This window comes from Cupriavidus sp. SK-3 (assembly GCF_000611145.1).
Lineage (GTDB): Bacteria > Pseudomonadota > Gammaproteobacteria > Burkholderiales > Burkholderiaceae > Cupriavidus.
The window spans coordinates 1-10,036 of the sequence record NZ_JFJV02000252.1; the positions used below are offsets into that span (position 1 = coordinate 1).

9 protein-coding genes and 1 pseudogene are annotated in these 10,036 nt (G+C 66.2%); 7 read left to right on the forward strand and 3 right to left on the reverse strand.

The window, feature by feature from the left end; all coding sequences use genetic code 11:
• Positions 1-683: 683 nt before the first annotated feature.
• Both CF70_RS39085 and CF70_RS26495 read left to right on the forward strand, forming a co-directional pair.
• A pseudogene (locus CF70_RS39085) lies at positions 684-806 on the forward strand (glyceraldehyde-3-phosphate dehydrogenase); the annotation flags it as partial.
• 49 nt (positions 807-855) lie between these two features.
• Entirely contained in the window at positions 856-3,288 is a 2,433-nt protein-coding gene (locus CF70_RS26495) for a YXWGXW repeat-containing protein (protein ID WP_152561923.1), read from the forward strand.
• Positions 3,289-3,351: 63 nt separating this feature from the next.
• Here CF70_RS26495 and CF70_RS26500 read toward each other — a convergent pair whose 3' ends face one another.
• Positions 3,352-3,942, reverse strand: a complete 591-nt coding sequence (locus tag CF70_RS26500) for a hypothetical protein (protein WP_035871939.1) — start codon at positions 3,940-3,942, stop codon at positions 3,352-3,354.
• Between the two features lie 640 nt (positions 3,943-4,582).
• Between CF70_RS26500 and CF70_RS26505 the strand changes: the two genes are divergently transcribed.
• Positions 4,583-4,975: an RT0821/Lpp0805 family surface protein gene (locus CF70_RS26505; RefSeq protein WP_035871942.1), complete on the forward strand. Its 393-nt coding sequence runs from the start codon at positions 4,583-4,585 to the stop codon at positions 4,973-4,975.
• A gap of 206 nt (positions 4,976-5,181) precedes the next feature.
• Here the strand turns inward: CF70_RS26505 and CF70_RS26510 are convergent, their stop codons facing one another.
• Complete coding sequence (locus CF70_RS26510) at positions 5,182-5,769, reverse strand: TetR/AcrR family transcriptional regulator (protein WP_035871948.1); 588 nt, start codon at positions 5,767-5,769, stop codon at positions 5,182-5,184.
• A 220-nt stretch (positions 5,770-5,989) separates the two neighbouring features.
• Here CF70_RS26510 and CF70_RS26515 point away from each other — a divergent pair, with 220 nt between their 5' ends.
• The 3 genes from CF70_RS26515 (at position 5,990) to CF70_RS26525 (ending at position 7,956) form a co-directional block, all read left to right on the forward strand.
• Positions 5,990-6,718 (forward strand): SDR family oxidoreductase, encoded by a 729-nt coding sequence (locus tag CF70_RS26515; protein WP_035871952.1) that lies wholly within the window; start codon positions 5,990-5,992, stop codon positions 6,716-6,718.
• Between the two features lie 64 nt (positions 6,719-6,782).
• Positions 6,783-7,376 (forward strand): 2-hydroxychromene-2-carboxylate isomerase, encoded by a 594-nt coding sequence (locus CF70_RS26520; protein WP_035871955.1) that lies wholly within the window; start codon positions 6,783-6,785, stop codon positions 7,374-7,376.
• A 217-nt stretch (positions 7,377-7,593) separates the two neighbouring features.
• On the forward strand, positions 7,594-7,956 hold the full coding sequence (locus tag CF70_RS26525) for a hypothetical protein (protein WP_152561924.1): 363 nt from the start codon (positions 7,594-7,596) through the stop codon (positions 7,954-7,956).
• A 29-nt stretch (positions 7,957-7,985) separates the two neighbouring features.
• Here CF70_RS26525 and CF70_RS26530 read toward each other — a convergent pair whose 3' ends face one another.
• Positions 7,986-9,233, reverse strand: a complete 1,248-nt coding sequence (locus tag CF70_RS26530) for an AI-2E family transporter (protein WP_035871962.1) — start codon at positions 9,231-9,233, stop codon at positions 7,986-7,988.
• Between the two features lie 377 nt (positions 9,234-9,610).
• Here CF70_RS26530 and CF70_RS38325 point away from each other — a divergent pair.
• On the forward strand, positions 9,611-10,036 hold a 426-nt coding region (locus CF70_RS38325), incomplete at its 3' end, for a YhjD/YihY/BrkB family envelope integrity protein (protein WP_235185223.1).

Here is a 10,036-nt window from a genome sequence, read left to right on the forward strand (position 1 = left end):
ACCGTCACCGCAGCCGGCGCGGCACGGCGGGATTGACTGTCCTTCTCTCGACGACGATTCATGGTTGCGGTCCGCAATAGGCTGGCCACGCCCCAGCCTGGGGCGTGCTTTTCGCATGCCAGAGCAAGCCGGGGGGGAGAGATGAATGTTTTTGGCATCGATGTTAGGGAATTGTCGCGGGAGCCAACGTGGCGGTCTGGCCGCAGCACAGCAGATTCGTCTTCATCGCTGCATTTCCCTGAGAATTTCCGCTTGCTGCCAGCCGAATGACTCGACTGGCGCATCGATCACTCAGGGCGATGCTGACATAGGCTGCCCGTGTGCGATATACAGAACTTTTCCCATGTGATCTGAAAGTTTTCGCGTGGCATCCACGCCGCAGGGCGATGGCTTAAGGTGGCGGGACATAACGGAGCCCGCCGTGGAGCCGGCCGTCGCCCCCAACGCTTTTCATGCAGAATCCGAACCGCTCTCCTTGCACACAAGCTTTGCTTGCATGTGGAGTGCTCGCGCTCGCGGCAGCAACCGCGCACGCCCAACCCGTGCAGCAGAACAACCAGAACCAAACGAAAGACCCGAAAGCGCTGAGCTTCCCCGACCCCGAAGACGGCAAGCTCGACGCAAGCGACTTCCTGCTCAACCACAAGGGCGCGCTGCCGGTGCCGGCCCTCATCACCGAGCCGGCCATCGGCGGGGGCTTTCGCTACCTGATCGCGCGCAGGCTGGGGGTGTCGACCGGCATCGACGTGGCCCATAGCAGAGACCAGAACGCCTTTTATGTCCAGGTGGGCAGCGCCTGGCATTAAGCCGCCGCTGTGCCATCCCGCCACCTTTCCACAGCACTGGAGCCGTCTTATGCAAAAGCCGATACCAACGCCCACGCGGACATCGGGGCCCGGCTGCCATCTCGCCGCGCCACTGGGCCTGTTGCTGATTGCCGGATGCCTGGCGCCGGGCTTGCCCCAGGCACAGGCCGCCAGCCCGCCGAAGGCCGCGGCGCCGCTGACCTGGCCGCGAGATTTCGATGCCGCTTCCCAGCATATCGAGATCTACCAGCCGCAGGTGGAGCAATGGGATGGCGATCGCCTGTCCGGCCGCGCCGCCGTTGCGGTGGGCGCAAAGGACGGCGCGCCCACCTATGGCGTGGCGCATTTTGCGGCGCGCGCCGATATCGACAAGGCCTCCGGCCTGGTGCAGATGCGCGACATCCGGATTACCAGCGTCGAGGTGCCGACCAATCCCGACGGCGCCGACCAGGTGCGCGCGGCGCTGGTGGGGCGCCTGCCCAAGGCCGGCATGACCGTGCCGCTCGACGAACTGCAGGCCAGCTACGCCGTCTCGCAGCAACAGGCCAAGGCGCCCGGCGTGGCGGTGAAGAACGATGCGCCGCGCATCGTGTTCGCATCGGTCCCGACCTTGCTGGTGCCGGTGGACGGCGAACCGGCCTGGCGCGAGGTGAGCGGCACGCGCTACCAGCACGCGCTCAACGGCCGCGCCCTGCTGCTGCGCGATAGCGGCGGAAAGCTCTACCTGCAGGCCGCGGGCTATTGGTACACCGCTGACGGGCTGAACGGCCCGTGGGCGGTGTTGGCCAGCCCGCCGCAAGCCCTGGTGACCGCTGGCAGCCGCGCACAGGCCGGCGTCAAGGCCGACCCGATGCTGCCCGCCGACGGCAAGCGCCCCGCCAGCGCACCGGCGGTACTGGTGTCCACCTCGCCCACAGAACTGATCGTCATCGACGGCACGCCAAAGCTGTCGCCGGTGGCCGGCGTCGGCCTGCTGACGGTAACCAATACCGATCGCGCGGTATTCGTCGACCCCAGCTCCAACCGGTATTACGTGCTGATCTCCGGCCGCTGGTTCCGTGCGCCGGGATTCGATGGCCCGTGGCAATTCGTGCCCGGCAGCGAACTGCCGGCGGACTTCGCGAAGATTCCGCCGCAGGATCCCAAGGCCAACGTGCTGGTGTCGGTGCCGGGCACGCCGCAGGCCCGCGAGGCGCAGATCGCCGCAACCATTCCGCAGACCGCATCGGTGTCGCGCGCGAAGGCCACGCTCACGGTCGCCTTCGACGGCTCGCCGCGTTTCATGCCCATTGCCGGCACCTCGCTGAGCTACGCGGTGAACGCCGCCACGCCGGTACTCCAGGTTGACGGCGAGCACTACTACGCGGTGTCCAACGGCGTGTGGTTCACCGCCGCCGCACCCACCGGCCCCTGGCGCGTCGCCACCGAGGTGCCGGGCACGATCTACACCATCCCGGCCAGTTCGCCGCTGCACTACGTCACCTATGTGCGCATCTACTCCGTCACCCCGGACATGGTGGTAGTCGGCTATACGCCTGGCTATATGGGCGTGGTGGTGAACCCGGACGGCACCGTGGTCTACGGCACGGGCTATGTCTACCCGGCCTACGTCGGCTCGGTTTACTATGGCTATCCCCCCACCTATGGCTATGGCGCGGGCTTTGCGCTTGGCACCGCTGAGGGCTTCGCCTTCGGTTTCGCCGTGGGCGCGGTATGGGGCGCCGCCGCGCCCTACTGGGGCCCCTACTGGGGCGGCGGCTACTGGAACTACGTCAACGTCAACACGGCGAATTTCTACGGACGCTGGGGACAAGGCACGGTGACGCATGTCTCCGGCTACAACGCCTGGACCGGCACGCAATGGCGCGGCGCCGCCGGCGCGGGCTACAACCCGGCAACCGGCGCGCGCTACCAGGGCAGCGCCGGCGCCGCCTTCAACCCTTACAGCGGCAACGCCGTGGCCGGACGGCAAGGCGCCTTCTCCAATCCGTCGACCGGGCGCAGCGGCGCCGGGCGTGGCGGCGTCGCCGGCAATGAGTACACCGGCAACTACGCCGCCGGGCGCCAGGTAGCGGGCTATAACGCGCAGACCGGGCGTGCAGGCGCGGCCGAGTTCGGCGTGGCGGGCAACACGCAGACCGGCCAGCATGAAGCGGCCAGCAAAGGCGTGATGGTCAACCGGGACAAAGGCAATGCGGTGGCCTGGAACAACGGCGATGTGTACGCCGGGCACGACGGCAACGTCTACCAGCACACCCAGGATGGCGGCTGGCAGAAGCACACGTCCGGCGGCTGGCAGCCGGTGCAGCCCAACCCGGATGTTGCCGGCCAGTTGGACCAGCAGCGGCAGGCGCGCAATGTGGGACAGCAGCGCTTCGGGCAGACAGCGCACCAGTGGGGCGGCGGCGGGGGTGGCAACTTCGGCGGCAACTTCGGCGGCGGCGGCCGGCGCATGGGCGGTTTCCACGGATTTCACCGCTAGCGCGTAAACGCAAGCATCCCGCGGCCATACAGCGCCGCGGGATGCTTCGCAATCCTGCCAGGGTCAGGACTTGGCCGAACTGGTGACCACGATCGCGACCACCTCGCGATAGACGATCTTGGCAAGCCGGCCCGCCTTGATCTTGCTGAGGTCGATATTCGGGTCCCGCACCTTGACCGTGCGCAGCGTCTCGCGCGGGGTGCGGAAGGTCACGGTGCGGTTCTTGGTATCGACCTTGGTAATCTGCGCCGTGACCGTGGTCGTGATCTCACGCGCGAAGCCGGGCTTGGCGCCGTCCCCCGTACGCGCGGTGCGCTCCACCGATTCCGTGATTGGCGTGTCCTTGGTGTCGACCGGATCCAGCGTGGTGACCACGGCGGCGTCCCGGGTCAGCGTCACTATGTCGCCCTTGTTGATCTGCTTGAAGTTCTTCACTTCATCGCCACCAATCAGTTCGACGACGTTGCCGCGCGGGCCCTGCACCAGCACCGCCTTCGAATCCGGATCGATGGCGACGATGCGGCCGGAAACCACCAGTTCCTCGGCAATGCCGGCGACGGGGGTGGACGCAGCCTGGCTCAGCGGGGTGAAGAGCACGGCTGCGGCAAGGCCGACTGCGTGCAGGGAATGGGAGAGCAAATGACGATTCGGCATGGGAATCCTGGCAAGTAGTCAGCGAAAGAGAAAAACAGGAACACTTAGCGCGAGGACGGGGCAAACGCCCCGACTATGCAGCGCGGCAAGCATGCTGCGAGGTCCGGCTTGAACATAGCGCGCCCCGGCCCGGCGCGGAGTACCGGTTGAAAGATTTCATATCGGCCCCTGGGAAAATTGTGCAATGAACGGCTGCACCGCGGTGCAGTTTGCTACACAATTCAGATCGCCGCACAAAAACTTTCACTTCATCTGGCCGTGTGTCTCCCATATGGTCGGAACCTCGCCTCCCCACCGACCCGCTGGTGACCGCCGAGACGGTCAGGGCGGCCCTGGACCTGCACGACAAGCACCGCCCGGCCTGCTCGATACGTTCTGCGGCATGTTCAATATTGTCACGCCCTGAGTCCGCGCGGCCGTGCAGCGAAGCGGCAATGCATTTGCCTTAACTCGCGGCACAAACGGACTGTATTGCCTTTTGCTGCCAGAGTGGACTAAGTTTGCGGCAGGGATACTGGCTGGCGCCCGCTTCGACAGGCGCCGAGATGCGCTACTTTCGGTACATCGAACGGCGGGACTGAGCCCCCGCCTCCGTGCCGGTTCCCCCAGCCGTTTCCCATGTCCACCAAGGACCTTTGCCATGACACCGCGCCTGCTGCTCCGTACCACGCTACTCAGCGCTGCCCTGCTCGCCCCGGCCGCGCCAGCGTTCGCCTACCTCGACACCTTTATCCACGGCACGGTCATCGGCACCATGAGCCAGAAGGAATCGACCGCGTTCGCCCACAACGTGCGCGACGTGCTGAACAACGGCGCCGACGGGACGATGGTCTCCTGGACCGCCCCCCCGGAAGGCAAGCGCAAGCCGATCGAAGGCCAGCTGACGCCGCTGCGCAGCAAGACCGACAAGGGCCAGCCCTGCCGGCAACTGAAGGCACAACTCAAGCGCGGGGATCAGGAAGACAACTGGACCGGCTGGTTCTGCAAGCAAGGCGACGGCCGCTGGCGCTCGCGCACGGTCGCGAACGACTGAAGGGAGAATTGAGAATTGCAATGGCCAGGTTGCCGCCATTGACGCCCGCCATCGACTGACAGCGTGCGGCGCTGCTTCCCTGGTTTACATCCCCGGCATCCTCAGGAACGACTATGTGGCACGCGAGGTGGGGGCCTCAGAACCGCCGGAGGGAAATTGGAAGTCGCCAGCAGTTGAGAGGGTGAAGCAAGGAACGGGGGAAGCCGTTACTTCAATCCCCTCGCATCCACGGCCTGCTCGCCCAGCCGCCGCTCCAGCATGTCCCGCGCGCCAGCCAGGATTTCCCGCGCCACATCCTGGCTGGCCACCGTGCGTGCCAGCATCAATGCGCCCACGCACTGCGACATCACGCCCCAGGCCGCCTCGCCGCTCCCGAGCCGCCCGGCGATATCCCGCTGCATGGCAACCAGGCCGTCCTCGCAGGCAGTGCGTGTCTCCACATCGGCCCGTGCAATTTCCGCCGCAAGGCTCGGCAACGGACACCCTGTCTCCGGATGCCGTACGTGCCCCATGGTGAGATAGCGGTCCAGCATCCCCGCCAGCCACGCGCCATCGCCCCCTTCCCCGTCGAGCAGCAGCAGCTCGCGGCTGCGCTGCAGCTCCCGCGCGATCACCTCGCGCAGCAGCGCCTGCTTGGAATCGAAATGGCTGTAGAAGGCGCCGCCGGTCAGGCCGGCGGCACCCATCAGCTGGTCAACGCCGGTGGCGGCAAACCCCTCGCGCTTGACCAGCGCACCGCTGGCCTCCAGGACCCGCTGTCGAGTGGCGGCTTTATGACTTGCGGAATAACGCATTGCTTTTCCTGGGCTCGGAACACGGATAAAAACAGGAATACGGATAAGGACAGGACTTGACGGCACCTGCATTCATACCATAACGTTCGTTTACTAAACGAACGTTTAGCTTACGCCGGATCCGCGTCCATTGTCCATAGGAAGCGGGTGGCGTCGGCCAGAGCGCAAACAGCCCGTCCGCGTCCCTGCCCGGGCTGACAATCCAAGACCGGAGACAAACATGTCCGACAAGAAAGCCATCCTCGTGGTGGGTGCTGGCGACGCCACCGGCGGCGCCATTGCGCGCCGGTTTGCGCGCGAAGGCTATATCGCGTGCGTGACGCGCCGCAGCGCCGACAAGCTCGCCCCATTGGTGGAGCAGATCCGCGCCGAGGGTGGCAAGGCTTATGGTTTTGCCTGCGACGCCCGCAAGGAAGACGAGACCGTGGCGCTGATCGAGCGCATCGAGCGCGAGATCGCGCCGCTGGAGGTCGCGATATTCAACATCGGCGCCAACGTGCGGTTCTCCGTGCTGGAAACCACGTCGCGCGTCTACTTCAAGGTCTGGGAAATGGCCTGCTTCGGCGGCTTCCTGATGGGGCGCGAGGCGGCCCGCGTGATGCTGCCGCGCGGGCGCGGTTCGATCTTCTTCACCGGCGCCACCGCCAGCCTGCGCGGGCGCGATGGCATGAGCGCCTTCGCGGGCGCCAAGCACGCGCTGCGCGCGCTGGCCCAGAGCATGGCGCGCGAGCTGGGGCCGAAGAATATCCATGTGGCGCACCTGGTCGTGGATGCCGCCATCGATACCGACTTCATCCGCTCGAACTTCCCCGACCGCTACGCCACCAAGCAGGACGACGGCATCGTCAATCCCGAGCACATCGCGGACACCTACTGGATGCTGCACCAGCAACCGCGCGACGCGTGGACGCATGAACTCGACATCCGGCCGTGGATCGAGCCGTGGTAAGGCGCGGCCAGCGCGGCAGTGAAGCGATCAACGACAAGACACGACAACAAGCGGAGACGAAGGCATGAGCAGGCAAGTAGCGTTTTATTTCGACTTCGGCAGTCCCTACTCCTATCTGGCTTACAAGGAACTGCCTCGCGTGGCGCAGCGCACCGGCGCCGAAATCGTATGGCGGCCGATCCTGCTGGGCGGCGTCTTCAAGGCCACCGGCAACCATAGCCCCGCGGAGATTCCGGCCAAGGGCCTCTGGTCGAAGACCGACACGCAGCGCTGGTCGCGGCGTTACGGCGCAAACCTCAGGCAGAATCCGCACTTCCCGGTCAACACGCTGGCGCTGATGCGCGCCGCGACAGGCTTCCAGATGCGGGACGAGGCGGCGTTCCACCGCTATGTAGCGGCGATCTTCACCGCCATGTGGGAAGAGCAGCGCAACCTGAACGATCCGGCCGAGATTGGCGCCGTGCTCACGGCGGCCGGGTTCGATGCGCGCGAGGTGCTGGCCATGATCGACGACCCCGCGGTCAAGGATGCCCTGAAGCAGGCCACCGAAGCGGCCGTGGCACGCGGGTTGTTCGGCGTGCCCAGTTTCATCGTCGGCGACGAACTGTTCTGGGGCAACGATCGCTTGCTGTTCGTCGAGGAAGCGCTGGCCGCGTAGCCATATCGCCGGGGCACAGGCTGGCCACTGTGAACAAGGGGCGACCGGCACGTGTGACGCCGGCTCGCTTGCAGCGATGTCAGCGCCCTGTCCCCAGGGCATGGACTGAGGGTGTTCGGCTATCGGTATGCGCCGCTTGCGCATGTGGGACGCACGGGTAGAATCGCGCACCCAGGGATGCTGCCGCGATGCCGGCACGCCCGCTTTCCAGCCAGCCATGACACAAACCCCGGCCACGCCCGCCTACGAGATCCTCTTTGCTTTCACCGGGCACGCCGGCACGGTGCTGGAGATCAAGCGCCTTGGCCTGCCCGCCGATGCCCCGCGCTCGCGCAAGTACCAGTGGCTGTGGGTGGACGGCGGCAACAACCCGGCGCAAGTGGTGCCGCTGCGGTTTGTCTCGATGAACCAGGGGATGCGCCAGGAACGCGTGTTTGCCGAAGGCACGCTGCGCTTCGACGAGCGCGAGGCGGAACTGGCCTGGCATACGGCAGGCACACTGCACTTGCAGGCGTGCCTGCCGTATGCCGCACCGGCCGCCGTTGCGAAACTGGTGGCGCGTTTCGTCGCAGGGCAGTGAGCATCAACGGGCTGTCCCCGCAACGGCCCTCACTCGCCCAGGAACTCCGCCAGCACTTCCAGCCCCTCCACATGATCCGCCACAACCTTGGCGATCACGGCGATGGGAATGGCCAGCAGCAGACCCCAGGTGCCCCATAGCCAGGTGAACAGCAGCAGCACGATAAACACCGCGACGGCGTTCATCTTGGCCATGCGTCCGGTCATCCAGGTGGTGACCAGCGCGCCGATCAGGGTGGCGACCAGCAGCGAGCCGCCCGCCGCCATCGCCGCCGTGCCAAAGTCGCCGGACTGCATGAAGGCGGCAAGCCCGATGCACACCGCGATCAGGACCGCGCCGAAATAGGGCACCAGATGCAAGGCGGCGGCGGCCAGCGCCCAGGTGCCGGCGTTGTCCACGTGCAGCCATTTCAGCAGGAACCAGGTCAGCGCGCCAACCATGGCATTGGTCACCACCAGCATCACCATGTAGCGCTGGATCTGCCGGTTGATCTCGTCGAGCATGTGCACGCTGATCTTCTTTTGCGACAGCGTGGTCCCGGCCATCTTGACGAACTTGCGCTTGAACATGTCCCCGGACACCAGCATGAAAAAACTCAGGAACAACACCACCGATGCCTGGCCGACGAGCGCGAAGACGCCAACCGAGCCAGCCAGCAGGATATTGTTGAGCGAGTCCCCTGCGCGTTCCACGATGACCCGCGAGCCACGCACGGGCGGCCCTTGCCCGGTGCCGCCCAGCACCGTGGCCGCCCGCCGGATCTTCTGCAGCATCGAGTCGTCGCCGCTGAGCAAGGCGCCCACCGAGCGGGACAGCTTGGTAGCCACTTCCGGCAAGCGGTCCACCAGCCCCGATACCTGGTCCTGCAGCAAGTAGGCGCAACAGACCACGCCGGCCAGCAGCGCGAGCAGAACTAGCGAGGCACCAAGCACGCGCGGTATGCGACGGCCGCACAGCACGGTCACGAGCGGATCCAGCATGTAGGCAATGACCACCGCCAGCACCACGGGAATCACGAACTCGCGGGCCAGGTGCAGCGTATAGAGCGAGGCCAGCACCGCGAGGACGGTCAGCGCCCGTGTGTCGCGCCCCGCAGGTACAAAGCCGGGGGCGGCCTCCGGCGCCACGCTTGCCTGGGAGGCCGCCGCCTGCCCGGTTGCGGATTCAGGCCCGGGTGCGTGGCTGTCCGTACGGGCTCCGCTGCCAGGGCCGGCAGCCAGATCAGGAGGAACAGGCGATTGGCTCACCGAGGCGGGCCCGGCATTCAGATCGGCCATGGGTTGCAGATTACTCGCGTGAAAGACGGCATGAGAGGTGGCTTGGGGGGCGCAATACCAGCGCGAGTGAAGGTAGCAGTGGACTTTTCCCGGTCACATGCCGGGGTACGGGGCACGGGGCACGGGGGACGAATGCAATGCGCAAGGCACACGGCGGCAAACGCGCCCGCCTCGCATCACTCAAGCATAGCCTTGTCGGGCCGGGATTCTGTCGGCGAAAGCCGCTAGCCGGTGTAGGACAAGCACGCCTTGCCGCGCCGCGCGCGATGCGCCACATTGAGAGGAGCGACGCAAGCGGCGCGAAAACGGCCGGGCAACCGCCAGGCTCGGTCGCCAGCGCTTCGTACCGCCACCCTGCCGATGACGGACCTCATGCCATGCCGATACTCGACGCACGCGCCCGCCTGGTGCTGAAGCATCCCGGCCGCTTCGTGCTGCGCACGCTCCGGCATTTCCGCGCCAACCAGGGGCTGCTGCTGGCCGGGGCCGTGGCGTACTACGCGCTGCTGTCGATCGTGCCGATGCTGATACTGATGGTGATCGCGCTGTCGCATGTGATCGAGCCGGAGTCGCTGCTTGCGACGTTGTCCCGCTATCTGGAATGGCTGCTGCCAGGACAATCGCGCGCGCTGGTCGCCGAACTGGCCAATTTCCTGGCGAACCGCGGGGTAATCGGCTGGGTGCTGCTGGCGAGCATGATCTTTTTCAGCTCGCTGGCGTTCACGGTGCTGGAGAACGCCATGTCGGTGATCTTCGTGCACCGGGTGGCGATCCGCCGCCGCCACTTCCTGGTGTCGGCGGGG